General features: G+C 28.8%; 12 protein-coding genes and 3 tRNA genes. 13 read left to right on the plus strand and 2 right to left on the minus strand.

Annotation, left to right across the window (positions count from 1 at the left end; translation table 11 throughout):
• The first annotated feature begins 5 nt into the window (after positions 1-5).
• From AMN80_RS02595 to AMN80_RS02640, 10 genes are all read left to right on the plus strand, one after another.
• On the plus strand, positions 6-1,790 hold the full coding sequence (locus tag AMN80_RS02595) for an ATP-binding protein (protein WP_075520435.1): 1,785 nt from the start codon (positions 6-8) through the stop codon (positions 1,788-1,790).
• Positions 1,780-3,132, plus strand: a complete 1,353-nt coding sequence (locus AMN80_RS02600) for a sigma-54-dependent transcriptional regulator (protein ID WP_075520436.1) — start codon at positions 1,780-1,782, stop codon at positions 3,130-3,132. Before AMN80_RS02595 ends, AMN80_RS02600 begins: the two co-directional genes overlap by 11 nt.
• Complete coding sequence (gene trkA, locus AMN80_RS02605; RefSeq protein ID WP_075520437.1) at positions 3,132-4,505, plus strand: Trk system potassium transporter TrkA; 1,374 nt, start codon at positions 3,132-3,134, stop codon at positions 4,503-4,505. Before AMN80_RS02600 ends, trkA begins: the two co-directional genes overlap by 1 nt.
• Positions 4,506-5,909, plus strand: coding sequence for a TrkH family potassium uptake protein (locus AMN80_RS02610; protein WP_075520438.1), 1,404 nt, complete (start codon positions 4,506-4,508; stop codon positions 5,907-5,909).
• A 27-nt stretch (positions 5,910-5,936) separates the two neighbouring features.
• Positions 5,937-6,013: transfer RNA gene (locus AMN80_RS02615), tRNA-Arg, on the plus strand.
• A gap of 172 nt (positions 6,014-6,185) precedes the next feature.
• Positions 6,186-7,223 (plus strand): amino acid ABC transporter substrate-binding protein, encoded by a 1,038-nt coding sequence (locus tag AMN80_RS02620; RefSeq protein WP_075520439.1) that lies wholly within the window; start codon positions 6,186-6,188, stop codon positions 7,221-7,223.
• Between the two features lie 62 nt (positions 7,224-7,285).
• The gene (locus tag AMN80_RS02625) at positions 7,286-8,437 is read left to right on the plus strand and encodes an amino acid ABC transporter permease (RefSeq protein ID WP_075520440.1); all 1,152 of its coding nucleotides are present in this window, start codon (positions 7,286-7,288) and stop codon (positions 8,435-8,437) included.
• A 1-nt stretch (position 8,438) separates the two neighbouring features.
• Complete coding sequence (locus AMN80_RS02630; protein WP_075520441.1) at positions 8,439-9,707, plus strand: amino acid ABC transporter permease; 1,269 nt, start codon at positions 8,439-8,441, stop codon at positions 9,705-9,707.
• Complete coding sequence (locus AMN80_RS02635) at positions 9,708-10,442, plus strand: amino acid ABC transporter ATP-binding protein (RefSeq protein WP_075520442.1); 735 nt, start codon at positions 9,708-9,710, stop codon at positions 10,440-10,442. It begins immediately after the preceding gene.
• 149 nt (positions 10,443-10,591) lie between these two features.
• Positions 10,592-10,963 carry a helix-turn-helix domain-containing protein gene (locus AMN80_RS02640; protein WP_075520443.1) on the plus strand — a complete coding sequence of 124 codons (372 nt, stop codon included), beginning with the start codon at positions 10,592-10,594 and terminating at the stop codon, positions 10,961-10,963.
• Positions 10,964-10,965: 2 nt separating this feature from the next.
• On the opposite strand, the gene AMN80_RS02645 is transcribed toward AMN80_RS02640, so the two are convergent.
• Positions 10,966-11,041 (minus strand) — tRNA-Asn (locus tag AMN80_RS02645).
• A 51-nt stretch (positions 11,042-11,092) separates the two neighbouring features.
• Positions 11,093-11,166 (minus strand) — tRNA-Cys (locus tag AMN80_RS02650).
• A 118-nt stretch (positions 11,167-11,284) separates the two neighbouring features.
• On the opposite strand from AMN80_RS02650, the gene AMN80_RS02655 reads away from it, so the two are divergent.
• The 3 genes from AMN80_RS02655 to AMN80_RS02665 are packed head-to-tail and all read left to right on the plus strand — an operon-like array spanning position 11,285 to position 16,823.
• Positions 11,285-13,906 carry a valine--tRNA ligase gene (locus AMN80_RS02655; RefSeq protein ID WP_075520444.1) on the plus strand — a complete coding sequence of 874 codons (2,622 nt, stop codon included), beginning with the start codon at positions 11,285-11,287 and terminating at the stop codon, positions 13,904-13,906.
• Complete coding sequence (gene ilvD / locus AMN80_RS02660) at positions 13,906-15,621, plus strand: dihydroxy-acid dehydratase (RefSeq protein ID WP_075520445.1); 1,716 nt, start codon at positions 13,906-13,908, stop codon at positions 15,619-15,621. The genes AMN80_RS02655 and ilvD overlap by 1 nt, the downstream gene beginning before the upstream one ends.
• Entirely contained in the window at positions 15,621-16,823 is a 1,203-nt protein-coding gene (locus AMN80_RS02665; protein WP_075520446.1) for a sugar phosphate nucleotidyltransferase, read from the plus strand. Before ilvD ends, AMN80_RS02665 begins: the two co-directional genes overlap by 1 nt.
• Positions 16,824-16,825 lie beyond the last annotated feature (2 nt).

Consider the following 16,825-nt stretch of genomic DNA (forward strand, 5'->3'; position numbering starts at 1 on the left):
ACATAATGCTAAATTTCATTAAAAAAAACCTATTTATAGTTATAATTTTCTTTATCACATTATTATTAGGTTTTATAACCTTTTTAACTTTTTTAGATAAAAGCTTCATTAAACTTAATGACCAAAATTTACAATATCTTTTATTATCAAATATTTTTTTATTAATAATATTTTTTCTATTTATTTTCTTAGAAGTTAAAAATTCAATAAAAAGTGAAATAGTTGTAGAAGGATCTAGAGCTAATAGAAAGTATATTGCATTTTTTTCATTATTTACCCTTATACCGTCTATACTTATATCGGCTTTCTCTCTTTTCCTTTTTTCATTTGCGGTAGAAAAATATTTTGACAAAAAAATTACTACAGCTGTGGACAATTCTTATAGAATTGCTCAAAATTATGTTATTGACGTAAGAAATAAAATTGAGTCAGATATAGTATTAGTAGCTTTTGATCTAAATAAAAATATTAAAATTTTCCAAAACAATAAAAAGCAATTTGCAAGTTTTTTAAATACGCAAAAAATCGTTAGAGATGTAGATGGGATATTCCTAGTTGATAGCGAAGGTAAATTAATCTTATCAAATTTTACAAAAAAAAATTTATATCAACCTCCATCAAAAGAAGCTCTTAAAATGGTTCAGAATGATGATAGACCTTTAAAAATACTTAATGCTTATGAAAATACTTCTGCAGCACTAATGAGGTTGGCAAATTACAATGATACATTCGTTTATGTTGTAAAATTCTTAGATCCAAAAATATCAAAATATCTTACTGAGTCAAAAGATGCTATTAGTTTCTATTACACAGTCCAGGAAAAAAGAACAGGAATTAAAATTTCATTCGCAATAATCTATATGATCGTTGTTACATTGCTGTTATTTTTATCAATTTCTATAGCAATACGTTTCTCATCAAGATTTTTTGTATCTATTAATAATCTTATTTCAGCATCAAATAATATTGGTAATGGTAATTTAAATTCGAAAGTTCCTGAGATTAAAACTGATAAAGAATTAGAAAAGTTAAATAAAAACTTTAATTTAATGATTGATAGACTAAAAACTCAGCAAAATAAATTATTGGCTAATGAAAGACATGATGCATGGGAAAATGTAGCAAGAAAAATTGCACATGAAATAAAGAATCCCTTAACACCAATTCAATTAATAATAGATAGTTTAAAGAACAAATATACAGATCTATTAGATGAAAATAACAAAATATCTTTTAATGAAAAAGTTAAGACCATTAATAAACAAGTAAAATTGATTGAGAAATTAGTAAATGAATTTTCAGATTTTGCAAGAATGCCTAAACCAATTTTTAAAAAAATTAATTTAAAAAAAATTGTTAATGATTGCTTGAAACTTATGAAAGTAAATGATGATACTATTATAATAGACTTTAAATGTGATGATGGTATTTTTATCAATGCAGATAGCGAGCAAATCAGTCGAGTTTTTATTAATTTAATTAAGAATTCTATAGAAAGTTTGAATGAAAAATATCAAAATAACAATGAATTTATTAAAAAAATCATTATAGAAATTTATCAAATTAATGATTATATAGAAATTCTAATTATTGATAATGGTACTGGTTTTAATACTACAAATTTATCTGAAATATCTAAACCATATTTTACCACAAAAAAAAATGGTAGTGGTTTAGGCTTATCAATAGTAGGAAAAATAATAAATGATCATAATGGTACTATTGAATTTTTAAATTATAAACAGGGTGCAAAAATTAAAATAACTTTTCCAAAAATAAATGTCAGCTGAAATATTAATTATTGATGACAATCCTGATATTAGAAATATTATTAGAGATTTAATAAGTGAGACTGGTTATAAAACTAGAGTTGCAGCAAATTACAATCAAGCCCTTAAAGAAATTGATAAAAAATTACCAGATGTCGCTATAATTGATGTAAAATTAGATAAAGGTGATAATGATGGTATTGAACTCCTTTCACATATTAAAAAAAAAAATAAAGATATTCCTGTAATAATAATTTCGGGTCATGCAAATATTGAAATGGCTATTAAATCTTTAAAAAACGGTGCATTCGAATTCATAGAGAAACCATTTGATCAAGATAGGCTTATGAACTTTGTGAACAGAGCGGTCGAAAACTTTAACTTAAAAAATCAAAATAAAGAGCTTGAAACTAAGTTGTTTCACTCATTCGAATTAATCGGAAATAGTTCAAATATTCTAAAAATAAAAGAACAAATTGAAAAGTTATCAAACTCTGACAGCAGAGTCTTTATTTTGGGACCAACCGGATCTGGAAAAGAATTAGTAGCAAGAAAAATTCACAAATTATCTAAGAGAAACAAATTTCCTTTTGTTATTTTAAATGGAGCGTTACTTGATGCAAAAAAATACGAATCTGAATTATTTGGTGAAGAAAAAAATAATGGATCAATTTCTTATGGTGCACTAGAAAAAGCAACGGGAGGAACATTATTAATAGATGAAATTTCTCAAATACCTCTAGAAACTCAGTCGAAAATTCTTAGAGTTTTGACAGATCAAAAATTTAAAAGGATCAATGGTAATCATGATGTGAAAGTTGATGTCCGAATAATTTGCACGTCAAGTAAAAATATTGTTAATGAAATAAAATTTGGAAATTTTCACGAGGATTTATTTTATAGACTCAATGTATTTCAAATAATAATTGAGCCTTTAACTAAAAGAGTGGAGGATATTCCATTATTGGTAGATTACTTTTCAAATAAAATATCTAATTCTTATAACTTAAAAAAATTAAATATTAGAGGAGACAATTCATATCTTATTAATCATACTTGGCCCGGGAATGTTAGAGAATTAAGAAATCTAATTGAGCGAGTTGCTATTTTGGCAAACAACAATAATGACAAAATATCTGCAATTATAAAAGAATCTATCAAACAAGAAGAAAACGAGGTTTATAGTGAAAGTAACTTTTCTGTACCACTTAAAGAAGCAAGGGAAAATTTTGAAAAAGATTATCTAACCACTCAACTTAAAAAATTTGGAGGCAACGTCTCAAAAACGGCTAAATTTGTAGGGATGGAACGATCTGCATTACATAGAAAGTTAAAAGATCTTGGTGTGAAGGATTTGAATTAATGAATATTATTATTTGTGGTGCTGGTAGGGTTGGCTATACAATTGCCAAACTTCTCTCTGAGCAAGATCATTCTATAACTGTTATAGATCAGTCTAGTGAGGATATTCAAAAAATAAATGAGGATTTAGATGTAAAATCAATAGTTGGGAAAGCTACCTTTCCAACTGTTCTTGAGAAGGCAAATGCTGAGGAAGCTGACATGATTATAGCCGTTACAAGAAGCGATGAAATAAATATGCTGATTTGCCAGATTGCGTTTTCTGTATTTAAAATTTCAAAAAAGATTGCAAGAATTAGATCTCAAGAATATCTAGATACAAAATTTTCTAAAGTCTATAGCATAGAAAATCTACCAATCGATGTAATAATATCACCCGAAGTTGAGATTGCTAAATCTATTCAAAGAAAATTAGAAGCCCCAGGGGCACTTGACAATGTCCCTTTTGCAGATAATAAAATAAGATTATTAGAAATAGATGTTGATGATAATTGCCCCCTAGTAGACATCAAACTAGAGGATATAACTAAAAAATTTTCAAAACTTGAAGCTAATATTCTGGGTGTAATTAGGAACGAAAAATTTATATTTCTAAAAAAAAAAGATGTTATGAAAAAGCAAGATAAGGCGTATGTAATAATTAATTCTTCTCAAATGCAATTAACTTTGGATGCCTTTGGTCATAATGAAAAAATATCAAACAAGTTTCTTATTATCGGAGGAGGAAATATTGGTTTTAATTTAGCAAAAAATTTAGAAAATTCTATGGATGCTGCAAGAATAAAAATAGTAGAAAAAAATAAAGAAAGAGCCGAACTTATAGCTAACAACCTTAACAATTCATTAGTAATCAATGGAAATGGTTTAGATGAAGATGTTTTAAAAGAAGCAAATATAGAAGATGCAGAGACTGTTTTGGCATTAACTAATGACGATGAAGATAATTTAATGGTTAGTGTTCTTGTTGAAAAATTTTCAAAAGACAAAAGAACAATGGCGTTGATTAACAAACCAAATTATTCACTTTTACAAAATTCTCTAAAAATAGATGATTTAATTGATCCTAGGATGAATACGGTCTCTAGTATTTTAAAACATGTTCATAAAGGGACAATTGAAACCGCATATACAATTTTAAATGGTGAATTTGAAGTAATAGAGGCAGAAATAATTGATTCTTCAGAATTGATAAATAAGGAGTTAAAAAACTCAAATCTACCAGATGATATTAGAATAGGAGCCATTTTAAGAAAAGATGATGTTATAATCCCAACATCAAAATTTATTTTTGAAAAAAAAGATATAGTGGTTTTTTTGGCTAAGCGAGATCAACTTTCTTTAGTAGAAAGACTTTTTCAAATAAGTTCAATATAAATGATTAATTTTACTCATTTATACTTAGGTATATTTTCCTTATTTATTTCTGCATTATCTTTTTTGAATATTTTGTATTGTTATTATTTTAAATTATATCTTAATATTAATAATTTTATTTTTATCTTTATAGTTTCACTATTGTTAGGATCAGTTATTTTTTTTAATAAAAAAAATATAAAAAAAATATCAATTTATCAAAAAATATTAACAGTTGTATTGGGTTATGTAGCAATACCTATATTACTCTCAATACCGTATTATCTCATTATTAATAAAATTAGTTATATAGACTCGTACTTTGAAGCCATATCTGGTTTTACATCAACAGGATTTACAATATTTAATAATCTTAAGCACTTAGATGAAAGCTTATTATTATGGCGATCATCTACACAATGGTTAGGAGGTTTATATTTTTTGATATCTATTATACTTTTAATAGACATTTTTGATAAAAACTTAAAAAAATCTTTGACTAATTTTATAAACTTTAATTCCAATGAAACTATTAAACAATGTTTTAAAATTAGTATTGTTTATATGATATTAACAATTACAATTTTTGCAGTTTTATACTTATCTGATTTAAGAGCTTTTAATTCATTTAATTTGTCATTAACTCTAATTTCTTCTGGAGGATTTTTACCTGTAAACAATTTAGATACAATTATCAATACTAAATTTAAGGAAATTGTATTATCTGCAATGATGTTACTATCTTTTTTTAGTCTTTTTTTTACATATAATTTAGTTTTTTTTCATAAAAGAAATATCAATTTTTTTTCAGAAGATTTATATTTAGGTTTTTATTTAATTTTTTTGGTAAGTTTTTTTTTCCTTTTTTTAAATATTGATGATAATTTCTCATCACTTTTACTTGCTATCTGTAGCTCTATTTCAAACATTGGTTTTTCCCTTAATGTTCCTAAAGATTTGTCTTTTATTTTTTTAATCCTAATTATTATAGGGGGTTCTTTCTTTTCAACAAGCTCAGGTATAAGATTTTTTAAATTACTTTTATTATTTAAATTTTCAATTAATGAATTAGTTTCACATTCAAAACCAAAAAGTTTATTTACGAATAAGTTATCTTTTTTTAATTTAAGTTTTTCTAATGAAGATTTTTATAAATATTTTGTATCCGTCATAATTTTTATTTTATCGTTATCAATCTTATCGTTAATGTTAACTATTTCTGGTATAAATAGCGAAGATGCTTTTAGACTATCAATATTAACATTAATGAATACAGTTAACTCATTTACTTCAGGTATTAATAATTTTACTTTTTACGATTTATCATTATTTTCAAAACTATCATTAATGTTTTTTATGATAATCGGTAGAGTTGAACTAATTTCTATATTAATAATTTGTAAAAAGTTCTTTTTTAAAACTTAATTAAGTATTATAAATGCCTTGTGAATTGCGCCCTTAGCTCAGCTGGATAGAGCAACGGTTTTCTAAACCGTGGGTCGGAGGTTCGAATCCTTCAGGGCGCGCCAATTTCTACTCTAGGTTGTTTTGACTAATTTTTGATTAATAATTAGTGACATTTTGATCATGAAAGTTATTTGATTTACGTTGATCAAGTTTTATTTAAATGATTAACTTAGTTAATTCAAAAATTTATTTTGAATTATTTGTTAACAAATAAAACAACATAAGAGGAAATATATGTTTAAACACTTAAAACAACTGACTTCTTTAGTGGCAATGATCGCTGTTGTATTTGCATTTACAACAGAGGCAATGGCTAAAAAGTCAAAAACTCTAAAAAACACTCAAAAAAAGGGTTTTGTTAGATGTGGTGTTTCACAAGGTCTACCAGGATTTTCAAATGCTGATGCATCTGGAAATTGGACTGGTATAGATGTTGATGTTTGCAGAGCTGTTGCTGCTGCAGTTCTTGGTGATGCGAATAAAGTAAAATTCACTCCACTAAGTGCTAAAGAGAGATTTACAGCTTTAACATCAGGTGAAATTGATATTTTATCAAGAAACACTACTTGGACACTATCTAGAGATGCTGACATCGGACTTACATTCGTAGGAGTAAACTTCTATGATGGTCAAGGTTTCATGGTCAGAAAAAGCTCCGGAATAACTTCAACAAGCCAATTTAAAGATGGTATTTCAGCTTGTACAAACATTGGTACAACAACTGAGCTTAATATGAGAGATTTCTTTAATTCAAAAGGAATTAAATATGAGCCAGTAGCTTTTGAAAAGGCTGACGAAGTTGTTGCTGCATATGATGCTGGAAGATGTGATACTTACACAACTGACAAATCAGGATTAGCAGCTCAAAGAACTAAAATGAAAAACCCAGATGAGCACATTGTATTACCAGAAACTATTTCTAAAGAGCCTTTAGGACCAGTTGTAAGACAAGGCGATGCTGTTTGGGAAGACATTGTAAGATGGTCTTTGAATACTATGATCGAAGCTGAGGAGTATGGAATTACTTCTGCAAACGCTGACTCTATGAAAACTTCAGATAACCCAGCAATCAAAAGATTAGTTGGAGCTGAAGGTGAAATGGGTGCAGCATTCGGTTTAGATAACGAGTGGAACCTAAGAATTATCAAGCAAGTTGGTAACTACGGTGAAAGTTATAAAAGAAATATAGCTGACACAGGTATTTTACCAGACAGAGGTCCAAATCAACTTTGGACAAAAGGCGGAATTTTATACGTTCCACCAGCAAGATAATTTCTTTTAAAATCTTCAAAAAGGGCTAGATTTTTCTAGCCCTTTTTTTATATATAGAGTTAATGAACAACAAAATTAAAAAACTCATACCACAAATCTTAACGATTCTTTTTGTAATCTTAATATTTGGTTTCTTTACCATTAATGCTCAAGTCAACATGGATAACAGGGGTATAGATTTTGGCTTTGGTTTTCTAAAACAAGAAGCATCGTTTGATATGCAATTCACATTGCTAGATTACGATGGTCAAGACTCTTATGCATGGGCTTATGTAGTAGCTTTATTAAACACACTTTTAGTATCTTTTTTAGGAATAATATTTTGTACAATTTTAGGCGTTATAATTGGTGTTGCAAGGCTATCCCAAAATTTTCTTATTAGAAATTCTGCTGCTTGGTACGTAGAGTTTTTTAGAAACATACCATTATTATTACAAATATTCTTTTGGTATTATGCTGCTTTAAGAGCATTACCTTTACCAGAAACTGCAGAGCCATGGTTTGGTGTAACTTATATGACAATAAAAGGTTATTACATACCATCTATGATATGGGAAAATTTAAACGTATTTTTATCGTGTTTGATAGCTGCAATAGTTTCAATAATTTTTATAAGAATTTATGCAAGAAAACTTCAAGAAAGAGAAGGTAAACAACTACCTGTTTTCTATATTTCAATAGGATTATTGATTATTTTGCCTTTGCTATCATTTCTAATAGGAGGCGTTAAACTTGATTTTGAGTTACCTGTTTTAAAACAACTAGCTCAAACATCTTTTATATTTGAAGGTGGAATTGCATTACCACCTGAATTAATTGCATTAGTAGTTGCCTTGTCTTTATATACATCAACATTTGTTGCTGAATGTGTAAGAGCAGGAATTCAAGGTATAAGTAAAGGACAAAAAGAGGCCGCTGCATCAGTAGGATTAAACCCAAATCAAATTTTAAAATTAGTAATCATGCCTCAAGCTTTAAGAATAATAATACCACCAACCACTAACCAATATTTAAATTTAACAAAAAACTCATCCTTAGCAGCTGCTATTGCATATCCAGACTTAGTATTAGTTTTTGCAGGAACAGCATTAATGCAAACTGGAAAAGCTATAGAGATTGTAGGAATTACGATGTTAACTTATCTAACAATAAGTTTGTCAATTGCTGCTTTGATGAACTGGTACAACAAAAGAATAGAGATTAAAGAAAAATAAAATGAATATAAGTTTATCAAAAATTAAAACAAGCAACCCTATAATAAATATTTATATAGGCTCATTTTTACTTTCATTAGCTATATTTGATGTTTTTGTTTATTCTTTTTTTAATTTAAATATCACTTCTTTTTTACCAGGAAATTTAAATTTATTTTTTCCATTAATTATTGGATTTATAGGTCTTTCATTTATAAGAATGGAATATAGCGGTATTAAATTAGTAGATAACATTAATAAACATATTAACCCATCTAATTTTAATGCTTTACTAACATTATTAATCATTTTTACAGTCTTAAAAGCAATACCTCCTGCATTAAGTTGGATGGTTCTTGATGCAAATATTTCCGGTGATACGAAAGCAGCTTGCACTGGGACTGGTGCTTGTTGGACTTACATTAAAGTATGGTTTAAAAGATTTATGTACGGAATGTATCCAAATGAGCTTCATTGGAGAATTAATTCAGCATTTATTTTAGTTATTGCTTTAGGCTTTGTTGGTTACTTTTTTAAAGAAAATTTAAAAAAATATTTAGCACTCTATTATGTCGTGATTTATCCAATAATCGCTTTTTTAATAATTTATTATTTAATTTCTGGTGGTTCTTTTGGTTTAGTTTGGGTCGAAACAGGTGCTTGGGGAGGACTATCGTTGACTTTCATTGTCTCATTTTTCTGTTTAATTTTCTGTTTTCCGCTGGGCATGATCCTTGCTTTAGGAAGAAGATCAAACTTACCAGCAGTTAAATATGTTTCTATTTGTTATATCGAATTTTGGAGAGGTGTCCCATTAATAACAGTATTATTTATGTCTTCAGTTATGTTTCCTATGTTTTTACCTGAAGACTTTTTTATGGATAAACTTGTTAGAGTAATTATTGCAATTACTTTATTTGAAGCGGCTTATTGTGCGGAGGTTATAAGAGGAGGACTGCAAGCATTACCAAGAGGCCAATACGATGCAGCTAAATCATTAGGAATGGGTTATTGGAAAATGCATATTTTTGTTATTCTTCCTCAGGCTTTAAAATTAGTGATACCAGGTATAGCAAATACATTTTTAGCTTTAGTTAAAGATACACCATTAATTTTTGTCGTTGGCTTAGCCGAAATTGCAGGAATGCTTGCTCTTGCAAAAACTAATCCTAAATGGCTTGGATTTGCAATGGAAGGCTATATTTTTGCAGCCATAATTTTTTGGATAATTTGCTATGCAATGAGTAAATATAGTTATAATCTCGAACAAAAATATAAAACTGAGAGATAAATGTCTGAACCAATAATTAAAATAAATGATGTAAATAAGTGGTTTGGTGATTTTCAAGTTTTAAAAAATATTAATTTAGACGTTAAACCAAAACAAAAAATTGTAGTGTGTGGTCCATCAGGATCAGGAAAATCAACGTTAATAAGATGTATAAATAGACTTGAGGAACATCAAGAAGGTACAATAATTGTTGATGGTAATGAATTAAATGAAAATACAAAGAATATTGAGGAAATTAGAGCTGAGGTTGGAATGGTTTTTCAACAATTTAACTTATTTCCACATTTATCAATATTAGATAACTGCACATTAGCACCTATATGGGTAAAAAAAATGCCAAAAAAGAAGGCAGAAGAATTAGCTTTAAAACAATTAGAGCAAGTCCAGATAGCTGATCAAGCTTATAAATTTCCTGGTCAATTATCTGGTGGACAACAACAAAGATCTGCTATTGCAAGAGCATTATGTATGGAGCCAAAAATAATGTTATTTGATGAACCGACATCTGCATTAGATCCAGAGATGATTAAAGAGGTTTTAGATGCAATGGTAAACCTTGCAAAAGGTGGAATGACAATGATTGTAGTAACACATGAAATGGGATTTGCTAAAGAGGTAGCAGATGAAGTAATTTTTATGGATGAAGGTATGATTGTTGAAAAAAATACGACTAAAGAATTTTTTGCAAACCCAAAAAGTGATCGTACAAAGCTATTTTTAAGTCAAATTTTATAATTTCAACTATCAAAACTACCTTATTTTTCAGAGCAATTTTTTAGATTTTTCAGATTGTCAAGCCCCATAATTCACCAAAAAATAATTTTTTTTGTGCTTGCATAAACCCTCAGGATAGAGTTCAATTATCCTTTTTACGAGGGGTCTTAATGGAAGATAATTTTAATAAACACTTAGGTAGCAAACTTAAGTTAAGACGCTTAGCATTGGGTTTAACTCAAACTAAAGTAGCTAAAGCAATCAACGTTACATTTCAACAAATTCAAAAATACGAAAAAGGAACAAATGGTGTTAGTTCAATGAGATTATTACAACTTTCTAACTATTTAAAGGTTCCTATAAGTTATTTTTTTGAAGATTTTTCAGAATACTTAATAAATGCTGAAAAAATTAAAGAAGGTCATTTAAGTATAAATTATAATTTTTTATTAAAAGTTTATTCAGAACTTTCTAGTGATCAAAAAATTAAATTCACTAAAAGTTTGGATACTGTAGTCAACAAAGTAGCTAAGACAGGATAGTCTGGCTCCTCGGGCAGGACTCGAACCTGCGACCAATTGATTAACAGTCAACTGCTCTACCAACTGAGCTACCGAGGAATGTAAAAATCAAAATTTACTTTTTTTTGAGGTTAAAACAACTCTTTTTTTTGGAGGTAACGCCCGGAATCGAACCGGGATACAAGGATTTGCAATCCTCTGCGTAACCATTCCGCCACGTTACCGTTAAAATGATTAACAAAACAATCTATTTGATGTTTATATATGAAATATTCTATCAAATTCAATCTAATTTTGATTGTTGTTTAATGTGTTTATTGAATTATAAACTATAAATCACTAATGAGTTCAGAAAAATATATACATACAAAGGTAGAAAATAAGATTTATTCCTATTGGGAAAAAAAACAACTTTTTAAACCAAAAAAAAATAAAAAAAAATATTCAATTGTAATACCACCACCTAATGTAACCGGAAGCTTACATATGGGGCACGCTTTAAACAATACGATCCAAGATTTGTTAATTAGATATCATAGAATGAATAATTATGAGACCTTGTGGCAACCTGGAACTGATCATGCAGGTATTGCAACCCAGGCCTTAGTAGAGAAAAAGTTAGAAAGCCAAAATATAAATAAAAAATCCATCGGAAGAGACAAATTTGTAAAAAAAGTTTGGGAGTGGAAGAATGAATACGGCGGAATAATTATTAATCAACTTAAAAAACTTGGATGTTCTTGTGATTGGTCGAGGAATGCATTTACTATGGATAAAAATTTATCCTCATCTGTAATCAAAGTTTTCATAGATTTGTACAACAAAGGATTAATTTACAAGTCAAAAAAATTAGTAAATTGGGATACTGTTCTAAAAACAGCTATATCGGATTTAGAGGTTGATCAAAGAGAGGTTAATTCAAAGCTATACTATATAAATTACCAAATAGAGAATTCGTCAAATTTTATAACAATTGCAACCACTAGACCAGAAACCATGCTTGGTGATACAGCGGTAGCTGTAAATCCTAAAGATGAAAGATATCAAAATTTAGTTGGAAAAAATGTTATTTTACCAATTACAAATAGAAAAATTAAAATTATAGCTGATGACTATGCAGATCCAGAGCAAGGTTCTGGAGCTGTTAAAATAACACCTGCGCATGACTTTAATGACTATGATGTTGGTATAAGAAATAAATTAAAAATTATAAATATTTTCACTGAGGATGGTAAAATAAATAATAATGCACCAACTGAGTATGTTGGATTAGATAGATTTGAGGCTCGAAAAAAAATACTTAATGAATTAGGCGATAAATTAATCAAAGAAGAAAAAATAAAAAATAAAGTTCCATATGGTGATAGATCAAATTCTGTTATCGAACCATACTTAACTGAGCAATGGTTTGCAGATGCAAAGAAATTATCTATAAAAGCAAAGAAAATAGTTAAGAATAAAAAAACAAGTTTCTTTCCAAAAAATTGGTCTAAAACATATTTTCAATGGATGAATAATATAGAGCCGTGGTGTATATCAAGACAGTTATGGTGGGGTCATCAAATACCTGCTTGGTACGGTCCAGATAAAAAGATATTTGTTGCAAATAATTTAAACGAAGCAAAAAAACTTGCTAAAAAAAAGTATAAAAAAGATGTTGAATTAATTAGAGATGAAGATGTATTAGACACGTGGTTCTCATCAGGTTTATGGGCTTTTGCAACTTTAGGATGGCCAAAAAAAAATGAATATTTAAAAAAGTTTTACCCAACATCTGTATTAGTTACTGGCTTTGATATTATTTTTTTTTGGGTTGCAAGAATGATGATGTTTGGAATGGAATTTTTAAATAAAGAACCTTTTAAAGATATTTATGTTCATGCTTTAGTCAGAGACGAGAAGGGTCAAAAAATGTCAAAATCTAAAGGAAATGTTATTGATCCCTTAGTGTTAATAGAAAAGTATAGCGCTGATGCATTAAGATTTACTTTATTGTCAATGGCTTCACCTGGTCGAGATGTGAAACTCTCAGAAGATAGAGTTAAAGGTTATAGAAATTTTTTAAATAAGTTGTGGAATGCTAATAACTTTTTATCTATGAATAAATGTGGTTTTAAAAAGTCAAAAAAATCACCAAAAATTAAACTTAATATAAATAAATGGATAATTTCAGAGTTAAATCAAACAACAAAGGAAATAGAAAAAAACATAAAAGATTACAGATTTGATGAAGCTGCTAGAAATATCTATCAGTTTGTTTGGCATTCTTATTGTGATTGGTATTTAGAGCTTTCAAAAACCATTTTAAATTCTAAAGACAAAAAATCTATTAATGAGGTAAAATTAACAACTTCGTACGTTTTCAAAGAAATCTTAGTTTTATTACACCCATTTATCCCGTTTATAACAGAGGAACTTTGGCTAAAGAATAAACTCGATAAATTGAATAGTAGTTATTTAATGCACACAAATTGGAGTTTAAATAAAATAAAAAGTGACAAAAATATAAAAGAAGTACAAAAAATAATTGATTTTATAAGCCAACTAAGATCTTTTAAAAATGAACTAAATGTAAGTCCTGGCTCTTTTGTTGATATGTCATTAGCTAATTTACCAAAAAAAGATCAGGATTTTATTATTAAAAACGAAATTGTACTAAAAAGATTAGGTAGAATTAATAACTTCTTTGATAGTGAAAAAAACAAACCATCTGCAAATCTTGTGATTGCAGGTGATATATTTAAAATTTATTTTGATCAATCAGTTGATTTGTCATTAATTAAAGAGAATTTACTTAAAAGGCAGAGCAAATATGAGGCAGAATTAGATGTAATATCAAAAAGATTATCAAATAAAAGTTTTGTCGATAGGGCACCAAAAAATATTGTTGATCAAGAGAAAAATAACTATAATGAATTACAGAAAAATATTGATAAAATATCAATCACAGTTAAAGGTTTGTAATGAAATTTAATAAGAAAAAATTACCAAGTAGACATACTTCGCTAGGTCCAGATAAGGCACCTCAAAGATCTTTTTATTATGCAATGAAATTAACTGAAAAAGATGTTGCAAAACCTTTTGTAGGAGTAGTTTCAACATGGAATGAAGCTGCACCTTGTAATATTGCTTTAATGAGACAAGCACAGTCAGTTAAAAAAGGTGTTAAATCATCTGGAGGAACACCAAGAGAATTTTGTACAATCACAGTTACTGATGGTATTGCAATGGGACATGAAGGAATGAAATCTTCATTAGTTTCAAGAGATGTAATTGCGGATTCAACTGAACTAACTGTTAGAGGACATTGTTATGATGCTTTAGTAGGTGTTGCAGGTTGTGATAAATCTTTACCTGGTTTGATGATGGCAATGGTTAGATTAAATGTGCCAAGCGTATTTATTTATGGAGGCTCCATACTTCCTGGAAGATTTAACGGTAAAGATGTAACTGTAGTAGATGTTTTTGAAGGTGTAGGAAAATATTCTTCAGGACAAATGAATGCACATGCTTTAAGAAAATTAGAATTAAAAGCTTGTCCAAGTGCAGGTGCATGTGGAGGTCAATTTACAGCAAACACTATGGCATGTGTGTCAGAGGCGATGGGATTAGCATTGCCTTATTCAGCTGGAACTCCAGCACCCTACGAACAAAGAGATAAATTTGCATTACAAAGTGGAAAAGCTGTAATGAATTTGTTAGCAAAAAATATTAGACCAAGAGATATTGTTACAAGAAAAGCATTAGAAAATGCAGCAACAATTGTTGCAGCAACTGGAGGATCAACTAATGCTGCATTACATTTACCAGCTATTGCAAATGAAATGGGGATTAAATTTGATTTAATGGATGTTGCTAAAATTTTTAAAAGAACTCCTTATCTTGCAGATTTAAAACCAGGCGGAAGATATGTTGCAAAAGATATGTGGCTAGCAGGCGGTGTACCAATGTTATTAAGAACATTGTTAGACGGTGGATATATCCATGGTGACTGTATGACTGTTACTGGAAAAACTATGAGACAAAATCTTAAAAATATCAAATTTAATCCAAAACAAAAAGTTATGAGAAAATATAACAATCCACTTTCTAATGATGGTGGTGTTGTAGGTTTAAAAGGAAATCTTGCACCAGAAGGAGCAATTGTAAAAGTTGCAGGATTAAAAAAATTACAATTTACAGGAACAGCAAGATGTTTTGATACAGAAGAGTCTGCTTATAAGGCTGTTAAGAATAAAAAATATAAAGATGGAGACATAATTATTATTAGATACGAAGGTCCAAAAGGTGGCCCTGGTATGAGAGAAATGTTACAGACAACTGGTGCAATTTACGGCCAAGGAAAAGGAGAGAAGGTAGCGCTTATTACTGATGGTAGATTTTCAGGTGCAACAAGAGGTTTTTGTATTGGTCACGTTGGTCCAGAAGCATCTGTTGGAGGACCAATTGCATTACTTAGAAACGGAGACGTAATAGACATTGATGCTAAAAAAGGAACTATCAATGTTAGATTGTCCAAAAAAGAATTGCAAAAAAGACGTAAAAAATGGAGACCTAAAAAGATTAACTTTGGTAATGGAACTCTTTGGAAGTATGCACAAACTGTTGGACCAGCATATTTAGGAGCGCCAACACATCCTGGTGGCAAAAACGAAGTTAAAGTTTACGCTGATATTTAATGAAAATTAGACCGGTTATTTTATGCGGTGGGGCAGGTACTAGACTTTGGCCCAAAAAATCTAATCATCAAGCAAAACAATTCATAGATTTCGGCGGTTGGACTTTAATTAATAAAACTTTTGAAAGAATTAAAAGTAAAGTTTTTGATTACCCAATTATAAGCACTAATTCAAAGTATATTAAGGATATAAAAAAAGCTTTAAAGAAAAGTAAAATTAAAAAGTATAAGATTATTTTAGAACCAGCAAAAAAGAATACTGCTCCTGCAATTTTAGCATCGGCATTAATAAAAGAAATTCCAAATAATCAGCCATTAATGTATTTTACTGCTGATCATTTGATTGAAAAGCCGAACAAATTAATAACAGCTATTAACAAAAATAAGTCAAATTTAGACGAAAAAAATGTATTTATATTTGGAATAAAACCAACAAGCCCGTCTAGTGAGTATGGATATTTCATTACCAAGAAAAAAAAGAGTATTAATAAGGTCACCAAATTTATTGAAAAACCTAAAGTATCGAGAGCAAAACAAGTAATTAGACAAAAAGGATATTGGAATTCTGGGATGTTTTTTTTGAGAAAAGACTCAATTATTAATAATTTTAAGAAATATCAGCCTAATATTTTTCGAAACTGTAACAAAGCTGTAATAAAAGCTAAATATAAAAGCAATGTGTATTATTTAAATAAACAATCATTTTCTAAAGCTACAGCAAAATCGTTTGATTACGCAATACTTGAGAAAACTAAAAATATCAATGCGATCAAGCTTGATATTCCATGGTCAGATCTAGGGAGCTGGAAAGAAATCTGCAAAATGTATGGAAAAATTAAAAATAAATATTTTAAAAAGAAAAACGTATTTCATAGACCATGGGGCAGCTACACAAACTTATTTAAAGGCAAAGAATTTTTAATTAAAGAATTATTTGTTAAACCTAAAGGCATTTTAAGTCTTCAAAAACATTTCCATAGAGCAGAACATTGGGTGGTTACTCATGGTATTCCAAAGATTACCTTAAATAAGAGTAAATTCCTAAAGAAACCCGGTGAAACTATATATATTCCACTAGGAGCTATTCACAGAATTGAAAATCCATTTAAAAAACCGGTTAAGATTATAGAAGCACAAATAGGCTCAATACTTAAAGAAACAGATATTGTTAGATATCAGGATGTATACGGCAGAGTAAAATAGTT

The organism is Candidatus Pelagibacter communis (assembly GCF_001179985.1).
Classification (GTDB): Bacteria; Pseudomonadota; Alphaproteobacteria; order Pelagibacterales; family Pelagibacteraceae; genus Pelagibacter; species Pelagibacter ubique_J.

Bases quoted from the DNA above. Each gene is read 5' to 3' on its own strand.
- AMN80_RS02665 (WP_075520446.1), top strand. From the start codon at position 15,621: ATGAAAATTAGACCGGTTATTTTATGCGGTGGGGCAGGTACTAGACTT.
- AMN80_RS02595 (WP_075520435.1), top strand. From the start codon at position 6: ATGCTAAATTTCATTAAAAAAAACCTATTTATAGTTATAATTTTCTTT.
- AMN80_RS02625 (WP_075520440.1), top strand. From the start codon at position 7,286: ATGAACAACAAAATTAAAAAACTCATACCACAAATCTTAACGATTCTT.
- ilvD (WP_075520445.1), top strand. From the start codon at position 13,906: ATGAAATTTAATAAGAAAAAATTACCAAGTAGACATACTTCGCTAGGT.
- AMN80_RS02640 (WP_075520443.1), top strand. From the start codon at position 10,592: ATGGAAGATAATTTTAATAAACACTTAGGTAGCAAACTTAAGTTAAGA.
- AMN80_RS02610 (WP_075520438.1), top strand. From the start codon at position 4,506: ATGATTAATTTTACTCATTTATACTTAGGTATATTTTCCTTATTTATT.
- AMN80_RS02655 (WP_075520444.1), top strand. From the start codon at position 11,285: ATGAGTTCAGAAAAATATATACATACAAAGGTAGAAAATAAGATTTAT.
- AMN80_RS02635 (WP_075520442.1), top strand. From the start codon at position 9,708: ATGTCTGAACCAATAATTAAAATAAATGATGTAAATAAGTGGTTTGGT.
- AMN80_RS02600 (WP_075520436.1), top strand. From the start codon at position 1,780: ATGTCAGCTGAAATATTAATTATTGATGACAATCCTGATATTAGAAAT.
- trkA (WP_075520437.1), top strand. From the start codon at position 3,132: ATGAATATTATTATTTGTGGTGCTGGTAGGGTTGGCTATACAATTGCC.
- AMN80_RS02620 (WP_075520439.1), top strand. From the start codon at position 6,186: ATGTTTAAACACTTAAAACAACTGACTTCTTTAGTGGCAATGATCGCT.
- AMN80_RS02630 (WP_075520441.1), top strand. From the start codon at position 8,439: ATGAATATAAGTTTATCAAAAATTAAAACAAGCAACCCTATAATAAAT.